The organism is Streptomyces shenzhenensis (genome assembly GCF_021462265.1).
Taxonomy (GTDB): Bacteria; Actinomycetota; Actinomycetes; order Streptomycetales; family Streptomycetaceae; genus Streptomyces; species Streptomyces shenzhenensis.
The window spans coordinates 237,684-255,307 of the sequence record NZ_JAJONF010000001.1 but is presented as its reverse complement, the minus strand read 5'-3'; the positions used below and the strand labels follow the sequence as shown (position 1 = coordinate 255,307).

The window sequence follows — 17,624 nt, the reverse complement described above, 5'->3', positions numbered from 1 at the left end:
ATGCGTCATGCACTCCAGCAGGATGACCCGGACATCTTCTTCACCAATACGGCCATGGGTCAGCGCACGCTCTACATCGACGGGGCGCAGGCCATGCAGGAATGGGAAAAGCCGCTCATGATCCGGAGTGGCGAACTCGTCGTCAGGCAAGGTGGTGAATTTCTGGAGTGCGGTCTAGGCCTGGGCCTGTCAGCACTCGCCATCGCGGGCGCACAGAACACGACGCGGCATACCGTGGTGGAGCGTTACCAGCCGGTTATCGATGAGTTCCGGAAAATGCATCCCTCACCGCCGGCCGCCCTCGACATCGTGCAGGATGATTTCTTCGACTATATTGAGCAGTTGCCCGACGAGTCAGTCGACGGAATTATGTTCGACCCTTGGCTTCCCAAAGAAATTCGAGACGATGAACCTTGGTGGTCGAATGTCATCGGGCAGATGATCCGTATTATGCGACCGGGCGCCGCATTCGTTCCATTCTTCTCCACGACCAACGAACTGTGGCCACGATTCGCCCCTCGCTTCCGCACCATCCTCGTCGAACCACATCCCTTCACGGCGTACCAGACGACGAGTTACACAGAGGGAACCTCTGGTACCGCGTACATCCAGTGCTTCATTAAGTGAGGACCGGATCATGCCCTTTCACTTCGCGACCGTCAACCGGAAACTGGCGGTATCCATGGGCGGTCGGACTGATTATGCGGTCCTGGCCATGGCCTGGAACGACGAAACCAACGAGATGCGGTATCTGATAGCTGCAAAGGAGCGGCCAATCTGGGTCAATGACCAGGAACTCGTCCGAGTGTCCACGGGCGACGAATGAGAGAGGCGGTGCATTATGGCGTCTCCCTTACTCCAGTCTTTTTCCGTACAGGTTTCGGCTCGACCGAACGCGATCGCCGTCCATTATCCTGAATCCACCGAAACGGAGATGGACTACCAGACCCTCGACGCAAGCTCGGACCGGCTGGCCTCCCTTCTCGCCACTGCCGGGACCCACGCGGGGGACACCGTCGGGATCTTCTTCGCTCCCGAGCCGGCGCTGATCGTTTCGGTATTGGCGGTCCACAAGCTGGGCGCCCGCTATCTCATGCTCGACGCTGATCTGCCCGCTCTGCGGCTGGACGCGATGATCGCCGACTGCCCGCCGGCTGCAACGATCGGTCGCCCGCCTCCTGGCGTCACCTTCGGCCCGGACGTCACGCAGATCGGTTTCGAGACTGTCCGCAGTCTCTCCGTCGGCGAAGGTGACGAACGGTATCCCGCGCCCGAGCGAGGAAAGGCCGACGAACTGTATGTGTGCTACACCTCCGGCAGTTCGGGTGCCCCCAAGGGAACTATCGCCAAGGTGTCCTCCGTGTTCAATCTGGCGACCGCCGACCCCCGGCTGCGCGTTGTCCCGGACGACCGGATGGGGCAGCTGTCCAATCCCGCTTTCGACGCGTTCACCTGGGAAGTATGGGGTTGTCTGCTCAACGGCGGCTGTCTGGTGGGGGCCGGCCGTCGGCTGGCGGCCGACACCGCACGGCTCGGCGCCTTCATCGACGACCACCATGTCACCGTCGCCTTCCTGACCACGGCAGTGCTCAATCTGCACGCGGTGACATCACCGGCGGTCCTCTCCCCGCTGCGCCTGCTCGTGTTCGGCGGGGAGAAGGCCAACCTGGACGCCGTACGCAAGGTGCGGTCAGTGACCCGAGGTCGGCTGGTCCATGCATACGGACCGACGGAGACGACCACGTTCGCCACCTGTCACGTGGTGGACGAGGTCTCCGTGGGGCAGACGTCGCTGCCCATCGGTTCTCCCCTCGCCGGCTACGAGGCGACTGTGTGGCATGCCGACGGGCGGAGGGCCGCACCCGGAGAGGCCGGCGAACTCTACATCGGTGGAGCGGGTGTCGCCGTCGGATACCTCAATCGGCCGGAGCTGACGTCCGAGAAGTTCGGTCCCTCACCTGCCGATCCCACGGGGCCCGTCACCTACCGGACCGGCGACCTGGTGGTGACAGACGAGGACGGGCTCATTCACTTTCTGGGGCGCCGGGACCACCAGGTGAAGGTGCGGGGCCAGCGGGTGGAGCTTGAGGACGTGGAGACTCATCTGCGCGGGCTGGCCCCCGTGCACGAAGCGGTTGTCTGCCCGGTCCAGGACCGCGATTCGGTGAGCCTGGTCGCCGTGGTCGAACCGGCCAAGGGACTGGATGCCGTCGCGACGTGGAACGAACTGTACGATGGGCTGTACCACGGCATCGATCTGCGCCGCGAGGACCATCGCTTCCGTGGGTGGAACACCTCCGCGACGCACCAGCCGATCCCCGCCGACGAGATGCGGCTCTGGCTCGATTCCACGGTTGCGAGGATACGCCGACTACAGCCCCGGCGGGTCCTGGAAATCGGAGTCGGCTCGGGGCTCCTCCTCGAGGAGTTGGCGCCGTTCGCCGACGAATACTGGGGAACTGACTTCTCCCAGGCAGTCCTGGACAAGTTATCCGAGCACTGCGCAGCGCGTCCGGAGCTGAGCCGGGTCCAACTGTGCCACCGTGAGGCCGTCGATCTGTCGGGGCTGCCGGAGCGGACGTTCGACACCATCGTCCTCAACTCGGTGATCCAGTACTTCCCTTCGGTCGACTACCTCTCCCAAGTGCTGAAGGGCCTCCTCGGCCTGCTGGCTCCGGGCGGGCGGATCTTCGTCGGTGATGTGCGCGACCGGCGGCTGGCCGCGTCGTTCTACGCCGAGCTGGCCGAGCAAAACGGGTCCGAGACCGTGGCCCGGCTCGCGGCACAGGAGACGGAACTCCTACTCGACCCAGATTACTTCGCCCTCCTGCCTCAGGTCTTCGACCGGATCGACGCGGTCGACGTCCTCGTCAAACGAGGCCGCCACCACAATGAACTCACCCGCTATCGCTACGACGTTCTGATCGGCACCGGGGAAAGCGGCAAGACAAACCGCCTCGGCCTTGGCACGGCCCTTGAGTGGCCGTGGGAGCTTGTGAGCGCGGAGGGAAGAGGTCTTGCGGACCTGCTCGCCGACGTGGCCGACCGGACCTGCGTCATCATGGGCATACCGAGTGCCCGGCACCGTCAGTCCGGCTCCTGCGAGGTGGAGCCGGAGGATCTGTACGACATCGGTGCGGCAGCCGGTCGGTCAACGCTGGTGACCTGGGGTAGCGCTCCGCATACGCTCGACGCCTGGTTCCTGCCGGTGGGCGCCGACGTCATGGTCCCTGGTGTCGCCCGGCCGCGCGACGGCCTGCCCAGGGACTGGCCCACCACCTACGCAAACACACCGACGGTGCGGCGTACGCCACGTTCCCTTGCCGAAGACGTCCTCCGGCGGCTGAGCGCGGAACTGCCCGCGTACATGGTCCCCAGCCATGTCGTCGTCGAGGAGCGGCTGCCGCGCAACGCCAACGGCAAACTCGACCGCCATGCAGCTGCGGACCTGGCCGAGCGGCAGATGAGCGCACGGCGGCCGGCCGCGCCCGCTACGACCTTTCACGAAACCGTGGTGCGGTCCGCGGTGGCCGCCACGCTCGGTGTCGACAAGGACACGGTCGGGCCTGACGACGACTTCTTCGACCTCGGCGGCCATTCGCTCGCCGCAGTCCGGCTGGCCCACTGGCTCAGTGGACGGTTCAGCGCGGACATCTCGACCGGCGACATCTACGCCACCCGGACTCTGTGCGCGATCACCGACCGGCTCTTCCCGAACCGCTCACAGAAACGGAAACGGCTACACGAACCCCAGTCCGAAACCCCGCCGGTACGCCGGGCGACGGCGCCGACGGGGCCCGGTGCCGTATCCGCCGCCATCGTGGAAGTCGTCGTGAACGATGCGGAGGACATCGCCCTCTCCCGGTTCACCTCGTCTGCGGGAGTCACACGCCACGACCTCACCAGAGCCGCGCTGGTCGCCTCCCTGTCCCGGTTGTCCGGTGTGGAGGCGGTCGTCATGGTGCGACCCAACCGAGAGGTGAGCCCGCGTGACCTCCTGTTCTGGAGGACCAGTCCCGACATGGCGGCCTGGGTCGTGACTCCCGACGCGGGCCATGGACTGCGCCGCCTGACCCTCACCCTTGTCCAGGCCGAGTCCAGGAGTCTCGCCGAAGAGGCATCGTTCAGCGATCCGGAACACAAGCGGCAAATCCCGTCGGACCTTCCGGTCGTCTTCTACGGCCCCGGCTTCCTGTTGCCCGGCATCGACGAGGAACTCACGGCCGGGAGCGGTGTGCTGGTGGTGGACCGTGAAGCCGGACACGGCATCTCGGCGCGTCTGTGGCACGACGGCCGCTCCGAGTACGCCGCCCTGACGGGCGAACGTCTCGCGGCGGACTGGGCAGCGCGGCTTCGGACAGGGCTGAACGATCCGGAGCAGCCCGTGGTCCATAGCGAGTCGTCTCCCCCGGGTACCCGGGAGCTGATGGCGGAACACCGTCTCGTGATGCGGGCCGAACTCCTCGTACCCCTGCTCCCTGAGGGAATACGCCTGATCACGAGCGGCGCCGTCCCCGTCTACGTTCTGGACCAGGGCAACTCACCAGTTGCCGAAGGCCAGAACGGGCGACTGAACGTTCCTGCTGCCTGCCTCGCCTGGAGGAGCGGCGATGTGGTGGCGGACTGTCTGATCGCCGATCCGCTCGGCACGGGAGTCGTCATGGCACGCACCGCCTGGGCCGCACGCTGGCATCGGCGCACCGGCGAGCATCTCCCGCAGTCCGGAGCGGTGGCCGAGGCCGAGCAGGCCGAGTGGTCGGACTCTCCGGCCTCTTCGGCCGGGCCGGAGGTGTTCGACGACGAGTTGGAGATGTTCACCGTGCTCGTGAACGAGGTCGGCGCGAGGTCACTGTGGCCCGTGAGCATCACCGAGCCGGCCGGATGGGAACGCGAGATCGCCCCGACGTCCAGGGCCTCCGCGCTGCAATGGCTGGCCCTCCCCGACGGTGATCCCGACCAACGCATGGAGGTCACAGATGGCTGAAACAGCACCTTTGGGTTCTTCCCCGGACGCACCCTCACTGTCTCGACACGTTCTCGCGCCGGACGATGCCCAGAAGGTACAGCGGCTCTCCCAGCGCGCCTGCCGGGAACTGGGGGACCCACACGCCGACGACACCCTCGATGCGCTGGCGGCACTGGCCGGTGAACTCCCCTTGAATTTACGTGACTTCCTGCATCGCGAAAGGCTCGCGGAGTCACCACGCGGCATCACCGTGCTGAGCAACCTCACCGTGGCCGAAGACGTTGGACCCACGCCGGAGAGCTGGCGCAGCGCCGACACCCCGAAGAGCCGCCCGGACGCGTTCACCGCCCTGTTGCTCGGGTCGGTCCTCGGCGACCCTATCGCCTGGTCCGCCCAGCAGAGTGGCCGCGTCGTCACCGATGTTCTGCCCTCGCCCGGCATGGAGCGGAGCGACGTCAGTGCTTCGAGCGCGAAAGAGCTGAGCTGGCACACCGAAGACGCCTTCTCTCCCTACCGGGCCGACTGGGTGGGCTTGCTGTGCCTGCGCAACCCACACGGTGTGGCGACCACGGTGTCCCAGTTGGCAGCAGGCGAGCTGCCCGAAGCGGTCGAGCGCGTGCTGCGCGAGGACCGTTTCATCCTGGCCCCCGACCCCGCTCACGAGCTGGACGGCAGAACCGAACCGGACGTACCACCCATCGCACTGCTCACAGGTCCGCCGGACGCGCCGACCCTGCGCGCCGACCGGGACTTCATGCGGGCCGTCCCCGGCGACGACGAGGCGGAAGCGGCACTCAAGCACCTGATCGGCCACCTCGACGGGCGACTGACGGATGTCGTACTACGGCCTGGCGATATGGCATTCATCGACAACACCACCTTCGTGCACGGCAGGCGCTCCTTCCAAGCGACCTACTCGCCCACCGAGCGGTGGCTCAAGCGCGTCAACGTGGTCCGGGACATCCGCAGGACACGCCCCGGCCGAGCCGGTGGAAGCCGACGCGTTCTGCACAGCCGGTGAGTCCCCGTCCTCGTCTTGCCCGCAATCCCCCAAGGAAAGGACACCTGCCATGACCGGTACGAAGGAATCTGGGCAGCGCAAGCTTCTGCTGGTGGAGAGCCGCCGTGCGACCTTCAACGAGAGCTTGTTGGCCCGGCCTGACGTGACCACGGTGCTGCTCCGGCTGGGCGACAGCTCGACACGCTCGCACGGCTCCGGCCCGGCCGGCGAGGACGCGGAGGGCGCCCGGCCCGTGTTCACCCTCGACTCCTCACGGTCTCTCGACGAGGAGGCGGCCCGCTACCGGGAGTGGACCAGGAGCATCGGCGTGATCCCCGAGTACTTCTGCAACCCCAACGAGGCCGTCCAGCCGCAGGCCCAGGCCTTCGCCGCCACCGTCGGACTGCCGCACCTAACTCAGGAACAGGTGTTGTTGGTCCACGAGAAGCCCGCGATGAAGAAGCTGTACAGCCGGATGGGGCTGCGGTCGGCGGCCCATGAACTCGTGGACACGGTCGGGGCAATCGAGCGTTTTGCGGTCACGCATGGCTGGCCCCTGATCCTGAAACCGGTGGACTCCGACTCCTGCATCGGCACATGGAAGCTCCACGAGGCGGATCTTCCGCACGCCGGACGACTCCTTCGAGACGGACACCGCTGGATGGTGGAGGAGTACATCACCGGCCACGAGTACCAGTTGTGCGCGCTCGTCTCGGAGGGCCGCGTGCTCGACGCCTATGTCTCCAGCAATCCCGCGCCGATCCTCGATGTCTTGGAAGGAGCGATCAACGCCAACATCACGCTTGCGCCCTCCGAGCCCAAGCCGGTCGACGCGGTCGGGCTGTCGCAGCAGTTGGTGGACGGCGTGGAGTACCGCAACGGCTACCTGCACGCCGAGTTCTGGATGACGGATTCCGGTGAGTTCGTCATGGGAGAGCTTGCCGCCCGGCTCAGCGGATGCGAGGTACCGCTCAACCACGGTCTGTCCTACGGCTTCGATATCATGTCGGCCATCACTGATCTCTACGTCGGCAAAAAGCCGACGCTTCGGTACACGCTCGACCGGTCCGTCGGTGACCTGCTCCTGCCCACTGCTCCGGGACGCGTCACCGACATCACACCCCGAGAGGAACTCCTCGCGCAGGAAGGAGTGATCTCCTGCCTGATGCGAGCGGCAGTCGGCGATGTCGTGGACCCGCCGCGCGCCTCATTCGCCTGCAGCGGCGTTGTCCAGGTGGCCGGGCAGAACTCCGCCGAAGTGACGGACCGGATGCGGAAGATTCTCAGTATCTACCGGTATGTGACCGACAGGAGTGACGTTTCGGATTCCGCCCAGGGCGCTCGATGACGAGGGTGAGTCTGCCCGACCCGTCCGCTGCGCCGCAGGCTACCTTCGCGGGGCACCAGCACGCATCCGACTACGCCGCTGCGGTCGCGCGGTTTCTGGCGGGCGACCGGCAGACACCCATTCCCGTCTGGGTGGGCAACCGCTCCGATCTGACGGCCTCGATCACGGCGGCCAACAAGCTGTATCGGATCTCCGGGCGCCGCTCCGCGTTCGATGTACGCATCGTACGGCCGCAACGGCTCCCAGAAGCACTGCGAGACATGCTCCGCGCACTGTCAGCGGGCTCCGGGGATCGACCTGTCCTGACCGTGGGGCTCTACCAGGATCTCCGCTTCGGTGATCGCACCGCAGGTGGACGTGACCAGGCACAGGCGTCTGGTGCGGAGCCCTCGGTGTTCCTCACCGGCCGGGACGTGCATTCGCTCACCTGGATGGTGGCCAAACAGTGGGCGGGCACGGGTGACCTGCCGGACGATCTGGTGGTGACCGCTCTCGACCACCAACCGGCGCTCGACGGCGTCGAGTGGGTCGGCCCCGACGACATCACCCGCGGCGACCGGATGAGCATCCTGCGCAACCGTCCCTGGCGCCGGGTCCTGCTGCACGGCAACGGCCAGGACGACAGCCTCAACCTGGGCCAGAACACAGTCTGCGGCAGACGGCAGGGAGCGTACGAACCGACGGGGTATGGGCCGTCCTGTCACTTCGGCCAAGGCTGCTACAAACCCGAGTGGGGGCTGATTCCGGTCGGCGACATCTCCACTGGTTCCCTGACACTGCTCAACTGCTTCAGCGGACCGAGCGCGCGTCTCTCCACGTATCACGAGGACTACCAGTTGCTCTTGGCGGCCGTCGACGGCCCTGCCCGCTCAATCGTCGTCACCTCGACCGCGTGTGACGCCGGACGTCCGGAGATCCGTGCCTGGCTCGGTCATCCCGACGGTTCTCGCGCGGCCATGAACCGAAGTGTGGCGGACACCAATCCGTACCCTGTGTTCTTCCAGTGCGGCACCGAGGAAGCGGCGCCGTCGGCGACGGCGGAGATCCGCGAAGTCCTTCCGCCGGAGGACAGCGAGCGGCCCGCCGCCTCGCTCGCCGATCGAATCCGCGTGCTGTCAACCCGGTCCATGGCGATCGGCAAGTCGGGGTTGCTGCCCGAGAACCACCCCATCGCCCTCGAACTAGGGGATCTCGACCGCTTCTTGTCAGCCATCTCGGCGCGGGACGCCCTGCGAGACCCCGATCTGGCACGGACACACCGCGCCCAATGCGAAACCAAGGTGGCCGCCATCGACGCGCGGATCGCACGCAGCCTCTCCACCGAGAGCGCGGTCTCCCGATTCCCGGCCTTCTTCGGTGATCACAGTACGGTGCGGCCCGGCCCGATGAAGCAAGTGCCGCCGTGCTCCTGCGGTGAACCCGCCTCGGTCTTCGTGAAGGTCCCGGTATTGGCCGCGGTGGCGGCCGTCTCGCAGACCGTGTGCGATCGGTGCGGCGATATCGAGAACGCCATGGTGGGAGCCCCTGAGCTGCGCATGGCGGGCACGAGAGAGATACGCCGAGGCGAGACGGCGCGCATGACCGTACGACTGGCCGGAACGCCCGGGACGGTCCCCATCGTGGGACTGGGGATGAGGGCGTCGCTGCGCGCGGAGGTCCAGCCGGCCGCCTGCCGTGTGGCCATGGACCGGCGGGGTCAGGGCAGTGCGGACTTCGAGCTCGCGGTCTCGCCTGATACACGGGCCCAAGCAGAGTATCTGCTTCCGTTCGCCGTGCACGACCTGGCCCTCAACCTCGGCCGATTCCACTTACTGGTACGACCCGACACGAAGTGAGGTGGCGCACGTGCTGAAGACGTCGACCAACGGTTTCGCGTCCGACGTGATCGACGGCGAGCGATTACTCCACCGGCTGCGGGAGTTGGCGCACATCGGAGCGACCGGTGATGGCGGAGTCACCCGGCTTGCCTACTCGGACGACGACATCCGAGCACGTTCCCTGGTCGCGGAGTGGCTCGCGGAGGCCGGCGTCAAGTCACGAGTTGACCCGGCGGGCAACCTAATCGCGCACGTGGTCGGCCGGGGTGACTCTCGGGGTGCTCTGGCGACCGGTAGCCATCTCGACACGGTGGTGCGGGGCGGCAGATTCGACGGTGCGTATGGTGTCGTGGCTTCACTCGAAGCCATGGTCCACATTGTTGAGTCCAAGACCCCTCTGTGGCACGACTTGGTCCTGGTCGTCTTCTCGAACGAAGAGGGGGCAAACGGCACTCCGGGGATGGTCGGTTCACAGGTCTTGTGCGGCTTTCCCGTCGATGTCGACCAGGTCGACCGCGCAGGTGTTCCGCTGTGGAAACGGATCGAGGACGTAGGCGGTGACGCCACCGCGCTCAGCGAGGCCGTCTGGGCGGAGGACAGCATCGCCGCGTTCGTCGAGGCGCACATCGAGCAGGGCCCCGTGCTGGAGACCGAACGGGCCGATATCGGTGTCGTCACATCCATCACAGGCCGGTCCAACCTCGACATAAGGATCACGGGGGAGCAACAGCACGCTGGTACGACCCCGATGACGGACCGCTGCGATGCGCTCGTCATCGCGGCGCGAGTCATCGGCGAGGTGTCCACGCTCGCAAGAGAGGGTGTCGTACGAGTGGCCACGACCGGCCACATCACGTGCTCACCTAACGTATGGAACGTCATCCCCGGGCTGGTGAACCTCACTGTGGATCTCAGGGACGAGGACGACAACCGCATCGCCGAGGCGACATCACGCATCCACTGCCTGGCGAACGAACTGAGTACGACGACGGGTGCCAGCATCGACGTACGACAAGGCCCCCAGGTGCCAGCCGTGCCCATGGACCACCAGTTAGCCGACTGCGTCAGCATCGCCGCCGACCAACTGGCCTTGCCGTCACTGCACATGCCCAGCGGAGCGGGACACGACGCTCAACTGATCGCCCGCATAGCCCCCACCACGATGATCTTCGTTCCCAGTATCGGAGGGGTAAGCCATACTCCCCAGGAAGACTCCCACGACCACCATCTGGTGGCTGGGGCGAACGTGCTCTTGAGGTCTCTCCGGTTGATGGATCAGCGAGTCGGGGGCGGTGATTCATGAACACTGGGATATTCGGCGTTGGTCCCGTATCGCTTCAGTTTCAATCGGACCACGCCTCGATGAACACCTTTCATCCCGCGGCCTGCATGTGACGGGCGCATGGTCGGGCCTCTGACGCGGTGAGCTCCGTCGTTGCGCCAGCGCGAGTGACGGTCTACGCCCTCGGCCCTCAGTTCGCGCAGCCCGACCTGATGCCCCTCGACCATGAAGTGATCCTGACCGCGGCGCTTCTCGCCTTCGGCACGGATGACGACGCGCTCGTGTTCGGCACTGCCATGGGAGGCGTTGGGACACGCGACCGCACCCAATCAAGCAATAGCACCACACCTGTTGCAATGGGTATCCTCAGGTACACCAGCGTTGAGCTGCATCAACGCGAGCACTCCACTGCCGCAACAGTTCCGATACCCAGAGAACGGGCGTTGACCAGCTGGTGGGTCACCAGGACCGCGATGCAGTCGCTGGTGCGGGCCTTGATCTGCTGGAGGATGGTGTACGCGCCGCGAGCGTCCATCTCCGACGTTGGCGTAGTGGGTCTCGTAGGTGACCCGGGCCTGCAGGACCGCGCCGACACCGGCGGGGACGACCGCGAGCAGCAGCAGGGGCAGCAGCAGTGGGTGCAGTACGGTCAGCACCCCGCTCGCGGTGACCAGGCGGATGGCGGCGGCGGTGAGCCGGGGGGCGTCCTGGATCATGACGTGGCTGCGGACCACCCCCATCTCCGCGGCTTCCTGCCGGTCGGCGCAGCCGTCCTCGGCACGGGCGGCGGCCTCGATCCCGCACACCGCCGCCACCAGGGCGCTGTCCGCCTCCGTCGTCAGCCGAGGCGTGATCCGTCCGTCCGCGTACGAGGACAGCGCACTCGCCGTCCGCCCGGTCACCGCGGCCAGCGCGATCACCACCAGGGCAGGCAGCGCGTCGTGGAGCCGGCCTGCGACCGCCCCGGCGCCGAAGCCGGCACGCACCGCGTGCGCGGTCGCCGTCAGCTGGAACAGACCGAGCTGGCGGCCCGCACTCGCGACGGCCGGTGCCCTGAAGAAGGTCGGCGAGAAAGTCAGGACCTACGGAGACAAAGAGCACCATCCACCGCTGGTGGCGATCCAAGCCCGAGCTGGTGATGGAGGCCTACACCGCCCTCGTCGCCCGCATCGTGCCCGAACCGGATGCCGGCTCCCCGGCCGCCGATCTGACCGAACTCGCACGGCACTTGTACGTGGAAATCCGTCAACTTCCGCGTGAGCGCGCCCTGCGGGGGCTGATGGCAGAGGCGTAGTTGGACGCAGCGTTCGAGAGCCCCTTCCGGGCGTGGGTGGAGTCGCGAAGGGGAGTGGTCCTGCGCATCCTGCTGCGTGCCCGGGAACGAGGCGAGATTCGGCCCGGCGTAGACTTGGATCTTGCCGTGGACCAGATTTTCGGCGTGTTCTGGTACCGGCTGCTGGTCGGCCGTCTCCCCCTGGATCCCGAGACTGCCGCGGGTCACATGGACCAACTCCTGTGCGGCCTCACCACCTGATGGCCTGACGCCCTACGGCTGAGCCGCCGTCGACCTCCCGCTACAACAGATCCAGCCCTGCTGACGGAAGCGGCCGCACATCTGGGTTGTCCGCGCCGTATGCAGACCGGCGGGTCAGCGCCGCGCAGGCACCTACGACGTACTGGGTGCCCAGACGCCTCAGCGGGTCCACCCCTGTCCAGATCGACAGCAACCAATGCCGCTCCTTGACGGGCAAGCCTCGTCTGCCGCGGCGCTGGTCAGCGCACCGCGTCGGACAGGCGCACGAAGGTGTGACCTCTCGCCAGCAACTTCGGTACGGCGGCGGCGATGCCCCGGGCGGTGCCGCCCTCGGGATGGTTCATGTGGCAGATGACGATGGAGCCGCCGGAGGCGGACGCCACGGTGGTGCGGACCTGCTCGGGGGTGAAGGTGGCGCCGCCGTCGCCGTTGACCGAGAAGCTTGCGAAGCGTTCTCCAAGGTCGGTGACGATCCGTGCCGCGACGTCATCGCAGTACGCCGTGCCGGACCGGAAGAAGCGCGGCGGGGCGCCCAGCAGTTGGGTGAGCTCGGCGCGGTTGCCGGCGATCTCGTCGTACACCTCCCCGGCGTCACGGGTGCCGGGGATGCCGTAGGCGGAGCGCCCGGTGACCGACAGCGGACGGTGCCGGGTGCCGTGGTTGGCGATCTCGAACAGCGGCTCGGCGGCCAGTCGGCGGAAGAGGGACGGGTTGGCCTCGATCCAGCGGGAGTTGATGAAGAGGGTCGCCGGTACCTCGCGCTTGCGCAGGAAGTCGATCAGGGCCTGGTCGTAACCGCTGCCGCCCGGGCCGCCGCAGGCGTCGAAGGTCAGCGCGATCTCACGCTTCCCCTTCGGCAGCGCGTGCACCACGCCGGGGCCATCGAAGCCCCAGGAGCGCGGCACGGCATGCCCGTAACGGGCCACGATCTCGGCACGGGTGACCGCCGTCGCCGTCGCGGTCGCCGTCGCCGTCGCCGAGGGGGCTGATGCCGGAGCGTCCGCGGTGGCGTTCGGCGCGGGCGTCGCGTTCGATGCGGGCACCGTGGGTGGCCCGGACGTGGCGCCGCTCGTCGCGCTCCTCGGGCCCGCGCATCCGGCGAGCACGCCACCCGCCAAGGAGGCCAGCACGGCCCGGCGACCCGTCGTCATCCACACTCCCACTTGGTCGAAAGGTCTGCGGCGGACGGCCGCCGTGACACCGCAACGGTACGGGCCGAAGATTCCCGACCGGGAAGGCACGGGTAAGGGTTCCCCAACAATCCGGTCATGCCACCCGGAGGCAGGAGGGCGGCGGATGGACGAGGGTGCGCCACAGGCAGCTCAGCGCCTCAGTCGCTGATCACGTGGGCTGCCGTCACTCTGATGACCAGGCGCATCACCCGCCGGACCATCCGCTGCACCGGCCAGCAGACCTCCCGCGAGCACGAACGGGACTCTTCATCATGACCCTGCCGACGGGCATGGCCGCCTCTCTCCGGCTGCGATGCTGATGCAGTGAGCCTCCGCCAACTTGAAGCCGCAGTTCAGAGGGCTGGTGTGACCGGTACTCGGGGTGCTCGCGCGGGTCGTGCGCGGCAGTCTGCGGAGTAGATCGTCTGTCAGCCGAATACTCACTCGCCTGGATCATGCACGCCAGCGGATACCCGCGCGGCTTCGAACGGCAGCACTCTGAATCGCTGGTCACATGGCCGGCCATCGCCCTGCGGAAGATGGCCGACCAGATCAGCGCCTCCGGCTTCGTGACGGTCCCCCACCTCAACCCGTGTTGGCCCTCGTCCTCCAGCTAATGCCGTGGCGGGACACACACATGCCGGCGGGTGCCGATACGCCACGGCGTTCTCGTTCTTCGTCACGAAGCCACTCACCAGCGCCGAAGCCGGCCTGCTGGTCTGCCGTCGCGCGGACCTGGCGGCAAGGACCCGGACGCCGAGCGTCCACGGCATCGACCGCGACGCGTTCGCGCGGCACCGTTCGGGACGGTCGCCGCACTACGACGTCGTCGCGGCCGGCATGAAATACAACATGCCGGACGTGGCCGCGGCGCTGCTGCGCTGCCAGTCGGATCGCTGCGACACGCTGCACGAACGCCGCCGTGCGATCGCGGAGCGCCACACGAAGGGTCTCGCGTCCCTGACCGGCCTGCTGCTGCGTCCAGTGCCTTCACGCGGAGCGGAGTCTCGGGGGTGTAGAGAACCGCCCGGCTGCACCGGCCGGTCGTACTCGCAGCCCGCGGTCCACCGCTCGGGCATCTCGTCGTACGACCGGACGTGCTGGGTCCAGCAGCCGGAGGGGACCTCCGCGAAGTCGAGGCCCCGGGTGACGGCCTAGGTGACCCACACCTTCGCGGCGGTGGCGGTGCCCTTGTTCGCCACGGTGACCGGCACGTCGAAGGTGCTCCCCGGCCTCAGCCTGTCGACCGGCTCGATGCCTCCGACGACCAGCTCGGGCTCGGCGTCGTCGGCGAACGCGGCGGGGGCCGCGGCCAGCGCGATCAGTCCCGCGGCACCGAGGGCCGCGGCGGCCGCACGGGAAGCGCGCGAGGCACGGGAGGCGCGACGGTCGGGTCGGGGCATCGGCATCGGGAACCTCTATGGGAGTGCGGGCGAACGAACGGTGTCCTGCTGGGAACATCGCTGCGCTCAATCGACTCCCGTCGACCCCGAACAACTGCACGCCCGCCGTCGGTGCGTGAAGAGAGTCGCGAGACACGGGTGCTGCCCGGCGTCGAGGCGCGAAGAGAGCCGTGGAGCACGCCAGTTGTCCCCCGTGGGAGCTACGTGCAGGTGTCCACCGTGAGGTGACGATTCCCGGGGCGCGGATCCATAACGTTCGGAGCAGCCGCGGCGCTCCGGTCGCGGGTCCGGAAGAGGAGTCGTCATGAAACTGGTGTGGCAGATACTGGCTGTGGTGGCGGTCGCCGCGGTCGGTGGTCAGAGCGTCAGCGCGGTGCAGGACAACCCGTGGCTCTCGCTCCTGCTGGGCGGGCTGACCGCCGTTGCGTCGGTGTTCGTCTACCGGTGGGTCGTGGGACGCACCGAGGGCCGCCCGGTCACGGAGCTGGCCCGGGAGGGCGCCCGGGGGTCGCTGTACCGGGGCACGGCCATCGGCGTCGCGCTGTTCGGGTGCGTCATCGCGAACATCGCCCTCCTCGGGGACTACGACGTCCACGGCTTCGGCTCGCTGACGGGCCCGATCGGACTGGTCGGCTTCATGGCCGCCGCCGCCGTGACGGAGGAGCTGATGTTCCGCGGCCTGCTGTTCCGGCTGGTGGAGCGGCGCCTGGGCACGTACGCGGCGCTGGCCCTGTCCAGCGTGCTCTTCGGCGCGATGCACCTGCTCAACAAGCACGCCACCCTGCTGGGCGCCGTCGCCATCGCGATCGAGGCCGGCGGCATGCTCGCCGCCGCGTACGCCGCCGGCCGCAGCCTGTGGCTGCCGATCGGCCTGCACTTCGGCTGGAACTTCGCGGAGTCCGGCATCTTCGGCACCGAGGTCTCCGGCAACGGCGCCACACACGGGCTGCTGGACGCCTCGACGTCGGGCGCGACCCTGATCACGGGCGGCGAGTTCGGCCCGGAGGCCAGTCTGTACTCGATGCTGTTCGGCGTGCTGGCGACGATCGTCTTCCTGCGGCTGGCCCGCCGGCGCGGCAACCTGGTGCCCCGGCGGCGCGCCGAGCGCGTCGACGCCCTGGCTACAATCGGTCAGTGATGACCCCTGAGCAGGCCGGCCAGGTGTGGCGCCGGCTGGACGTCACGGTACGGGACCTCCCACTCGGGCTGCTGTTCCTCATCGGCTCGATCGTCCCGGCGCTGCACGCCAACGGCACCGTGATCGGTGGCGTGCCGACCCGGCCCACCGACCTACTGGCCGTCGTGGCGATCCTCCTGGAATGCCTCCCGCTCGTCGTCCGCCGCCGTTGGCCGGCCGTCACCCTCGCCCTGGTGACGTTCGGCTTCGCCGTCGACGAGCTGCGCGGCTACCACACGTTCGCCACGACCGCGCTGCCCATCGCACTGCTTTCCGCCGGGTCCCACCTGGAACGGCACCGCCGGACCTGCATGGTCGTCCTGTCCGTGGCGTACGTGCCGCTGGCGGTGGCGCTCTCCCGGCTCGGCACGGGCGAGTCGCCGGAGGAGTTCGTGACCTTCTATCTGGCGCTGGTCCTGGCTTGGGGCGCCGGGGCGTGGCTGCGCTCCACCCGGGCCGCCGAGGCGGACCGCAGGCGCCGCGTCGCGGAGGACACCCGTACCGCCGAACGCACCCGGATCGCCCGCGAGCTGCACGACGTCGTCACCCACCACGTGACGGCGATGGTCGTACAGACGGAGGCGGCACGCTATCTGACCGCCGCGCCCGACCGGCTCGACCAGGCGCTGACCGCCGTCACGGACACCGGGCGGCGGGCCATCACCGACCTGCGGCACCTGCTCGACCTGCTCAACCCCGACCACGGCACCGGCACGGCGGCGGACACGGCCGAGCCCAGGACGGCAGCGGAGGCGGGCGCGGCAAGGGAGGCGGCCGAGCCCAGGACGCCGCCGGTCGGCCGTCTGCTGACCCTCGTGGAGCAGACGCGCCGGGCCGGCCAGCCGGTGGAGTTCACCGAGGAGGGCACGCCGGCCGAGTCGACCGGCAGCGCCGACCTGGTGGCCTACCGGGTGGTGCAGGAGTCCCTGACGAACGCCCTCAAGTACGCCCACGGCAGCCGGACCTCGGTCCAGGTGTGCCACGGGGAACGGGAGATCACCGTGGAGGTCAGCACGGACGGCTCCGGCTCGGGAACCGCCTCCCCGGGCGGCAGCGGGCGGGGCCTGGCGGGCCTGCGCGAGAGGGTCGGCATCCTGGGCGGCGACTTCAGCGCGGACCGGAGTTCGGGCGGCGGCTTCGTCGTACGGGCGCGGATACCGGCAAGGAGCACGACGTGACCGTACCGATCCGGGTGCTGGTCTGCGACGACCAGATACTGATCCGCACCGGGCTGGTGACGATCATCGACGCCCAGCCCGACCTGGAGGTCGCGGGCGAGTGCGGGGACGGGCGCGCCGCGGTCGAGCTCGCCGGCCGGCTGCGCCCGGACGTCGTGGTGATGGACATCCGCATGCCGGTGCTCGACGGCCTGGAGGCCACCCGTCTGCTGGCCGGCGCCGGGGTGACACATCCCGTGAAGGTGCTCGTGGTGACCACGTTCAACCTGGACGAGTACGTCTACGAAGCGCTGCGCGCGGGCGCCAGCGGGTTCCTGCTCAAGGACGCGCCGCCGGACCGGCTGCTGCACGGCATCCGCACCGTCGCCACGGGCGCGGCACTGCTGGATCCCGAGGTGACGCGCCAGCTCGTGGGCAGGTACGCGGCCCGGATCCGGCCGGCCGCGGGCGGCGCGCCGGGGGACATCCCGCTGACCCCCCGCGAGCTGGAGGTCCTGCGTCTGATCGCGGCCGGTCTGTCCAACGGCGAGATCGCCGCGGCCCTCGTGATCAGCCAGGAGACCGTCAAGACGTTCGTGTCACGTATCCTCAGCAAACTCAGCCTCCGCGACCGCGTCCAGGCCGTCGTCTACGCCTACCGCCACGGCCTGGTCACCTGAGGCAGGGACGGACAGACCGTCCGGTAAGGCGACCCGCGCGCCCCCTGCTACCAGGCGACTTGCCCGCTGACAGGCTTTTCAGACGCCC

At 68.2% G+C, this 17,624-nt stretch carries 16 protein-coding genes and 1 pseudogene; 14 read left to right on the top strand and 3 right to left on the bottom strand.

From position 1 onward, the window contains the following. Genes LQ326_RS01180 through LQ326_RS01150 form a run of 7 tightly spaced genes read left to right on the top strand, consistent with a single transcriptional unit; the run spans position 1 to position 10,434 of the window. Positions 1–627, top strand: coding sequence for a class I SAM-dependent methyltransferase (locus tag LQ326_RS01180; protein WP_234531527.1), 627 nt, complete (start codon positions 1–3; stop codon positions 625–627). A 10-nt stretch (positions 628–637) separates the two neighbouring features. Then, positions 638–826, top strand: a complete 189-nt coding sequence (locus tag LQ326_RS01175; RefSeq protein ID WP_234531525.1) for a hypothetical protein — start codon at positions 638–640, stop codon at positions 824–826. Positions 827–841: 15 nt separating this feature from the next. Next, complete coding sequence (locus LQ326_RS01170; protein WP_234531523.1) at positions 842–4,984, top strand: amino acid adenylation domain-containing protein; 4,143 nt, start codon at positions 842–844, stop codon at positions 4,982–4,984. Continuing rightward, positions 4,947–5,987 (top strand): TauD/TfdA family dioxygenase, encoded by a 1,041-nt coding sequence (locus tag LQ326_RS48205; protein ID WP_234531521.1) that lies wholly within the window; start codon positions 4,947–4,949, stop codon positions 5,985–5,987. The genes LQ326_RS01170 and LQ326_RS48205 overlap by 38 nt, the downstream gene beginning before the upstream one ends. After that, complete coding sequence (locus tag LQ326_RS48200) at positions 5,956–7,314, top strand: ATP-grasp domain-containing protein (RefSeq protein WP_234531519.1); 1,359 nt, start codon at positions 5,956–5,958, stop codon at positions 7,312–7,314. The genes LQ326_RS48205 and LQ326_RS48200 overlap by 32 nt, the downstream gene beginning before the upstream one ends. A 5-nt stretch (positions 7,315–7,319) precedes the next feature. Then, positions 7,320–9,149, top strand: a complete 1,830-nt coding sequence (locus LQ326_RS01155) for a hypothetical protein (protein ID WP_234531517.1) — start codon at positions 7,320–7,322, stop codon at positions 9,147–9,149. A gap of 10 nt (positions 9,150–9,159) precedes the next feature. Continuing rightward, entirely contained in the window at positions 9,160–10,434 is a 1,275-nt protein-coding gene (locus LQ326_RS01150) for a Zn-dependent hydrolase (protein WP_234531515.1), read from the top strand. Between the two features lie 500 nt (positions 10,435–10,934). Here the strand turns inward: LQ326_RS01150 and LQ326_RS01145 are convergent. After that, positions 10,935–11,420: pseudogene (locus LQ326_RS01145) on the bottom strand (ABC transporter ATP-binding protein); the annotation flags it as partial. A gap of 128 nt (positions 11,421–11,548) precedes the next feature. On the opposite strand from LQ326_RS01145, the gene LQ326_RS01140 reads away from it, so the two are divergent. Both LQ326_RS01140 and LQ326_RS01135 read left to right on the top strand, forming a co-directional pair. Continuing rightward, positions 11,549–11,707: a hypothetical protein gene (locus LQ326_RS01140; RefSeq protein WP_234531513.1), complete on the top strand. Its 159-nt coding sequence runs from the start codon at positions 11,549–11,551 to the stop codon at positions 11,705–11,707. After that, on the top strand, positions 11,708–11,947 hold the full coding sequence (locus tag LQ326_RS01135) for a TetR-like C-terminal domain-containing protein (RefSeq protein ID WP_268206498.1): 240 nt from the start codon (positions 11,708–11,710) through the stop codon (positions 11,945–11,947). It abuts the gene before it with no gap. Between the two features lie 239 nt (positions 11,948–12,186). On the opposite strand, the gene LQ326_RS01130 is transcribed toward LQ326_RS01135, so the two are convergent. Beyond that, entirely contained in the window at positions 12,187–13,098 is a 912-nt protein-coding gene (locus LQ326_RS01130; RefSeq protein WP_234531511.1) for a polysaccharide deacetylase family protein, read from the bottom strand. Positions 13,099–13,574: 476 nt separating this feature from the next. On the opposite strand from LQ326_RS01130, the gene LQ326_RS01125 reads away from it, so the two are divergent. Together LQ326_RS01125 and LQ326_RS01120 are read left to right on the top strand one after the other, a co-directional pair. Continuing rightward, positions 13,575–13,736 carry a hypothetical protein gene (locus LQ326_RS01125; RefSeq protein ID WP_234531508.1) on the top strand — a complete coding sequence of 54 codons (162 nt, stop codon included), beginning with the start codon at positions 13,575–13,577 and terminating at the stop codon, positions 13,734–13,736. Between the two features lie 4 nt (positions 13,737–13,740). After that, positions 13,741–14,277, top strand: a complete 537-nt coding sequence (locus LQ326_RS01120) for a DegT/DnrJ/EryC1/StrS family aminotransferase (protein ID WP_234531506.1) — start codon at positions 13,741–13,743, stop codon at positions 14,275–14,277. Here the strand turns inward: LQ326_RS01120 and LQ326_RS01115 are convergent. Beyond that, positions 14,274–14,522 (bottom strand): hypothetical protein, encoded by a 249-nt coding sequence (locus LQ326_RS01115; protein WP_234531505.1) that lies wholly within the window; start codon positions 14,520–14,522, stop codon positions 14,274–14,276. The two genes, LQ326_RS01120 and LQ326_RS01115, sit on opposite strands and share 4 nt — an antisense overlap. 304 nt (positions 14,523–14,826) lie before the next feature. Here LQ326_RS01115 and LQ326_RS01110 point away from each other — a divergent pair, with 304 nt between their 5' ends. The 3 genes from LQ326_RS01110 to LQ326_RS01100 are packed head-to-tail and all read left to right on the top strand — an operon-like array spanning position 14,827 to position 17,536. Further along, positions 14,827–15,660, top strand: a complete 834-nt coding sequence (locus LQ326_RS01110; RefSeq protein WP_234531503.1) for a CPBP family intramembrane glutamic endopeptidase — start codon at positions 14,827–14,829, stop codon at positions 15,658–15,660. Further along, a complete protein-coding gene (locus LQ326_RS01105) occupies positions 15,660–16,877 on the top strand; it encodes a sensor histidine kinase (protein ID WP_234531897.1) in 1,218 nt (405 codons plus the stop codon). Before LQ326_RS01110 ends, LQ326_RS01105 begins: the two co-directional genes overlap by 1 nt. Beyond that, positions 16,874–17,536, top strand: a complete 663-nt coding sequence (locus tag LQ326_RS01100) for a response regulator (protein ID WP_234531501.1) — start codon at positions 16,874–16,876, stop codon at positions 17,534–17,536. The genes LQ326_RS01105 and LQ326_RS01100 overlap by 4 nt, the downstream gene beginning before the upstream one ends. Positions 17,537–17,624 lie beyond the last annotated feature (88 nt).

Excerpts from the sequence above, each read along its gene's own strand:
- LQ326_RS01115 (WP_234531505.1), bottom strand. The coding sequence starts at position 14,522 with ATGCCCCGACCCGACCGTCGCGCCTCCCGTGCCTCGCGCGCTTCCCGT.
- LQ326_RS01170 (WP_234531523.1), top strand. The coding sequence starts at position 842 with ATGGCGTCTCCCTTACTCCAGTCTTTTTCCGTACAGGTTTCGGCTCGA.
- LQ326_RS01175 (WP_234531525.1), top strand. The coding sequence starts at position 638 with ATGCCCTTTCACTTCGCGACCGTCAACCGGAAACTGGCGGTATCCATG.
- LQ326_RS01180 (WP_234531527.1), top strand. The coding sequence starts at position 1 with ATGCGTCATGCACTCCAGCAGGATGACCCGGACATCTTCTTCACCAAT.
- LQ326_RS01105 (WP_234531897.1), top strand. The coding sequence starts at position 15,660 with ATGACCCCTGAGCAGGCCGGCCAGGTGTGGCGCCGGCTGGACGTCACG.
- LQ326_RS01130 (WP_234531511.1), bottom strand. The coding sequence starts at position 13,098 with ATGACGACGGGTCGCCGGGCCGTGCTGGCCTCCTTGGCGGGTGGCGTG.
- LQ326_RS01125 (WP_234531508.1), top strand. The coding sequence starts at position 13,575 with ATGCACGCCAGCGGATACCCGCGCGGCTTCGAACGGCAGCACTCTGAA.
- LQ326_RS01110 (WP_234531503.1), top strand. The coding sequence starts at position 14,827 with ATGAAACTGGTGTGGCAGATACTGGCTGTGGTGGCGGTCGCCGCGGTC.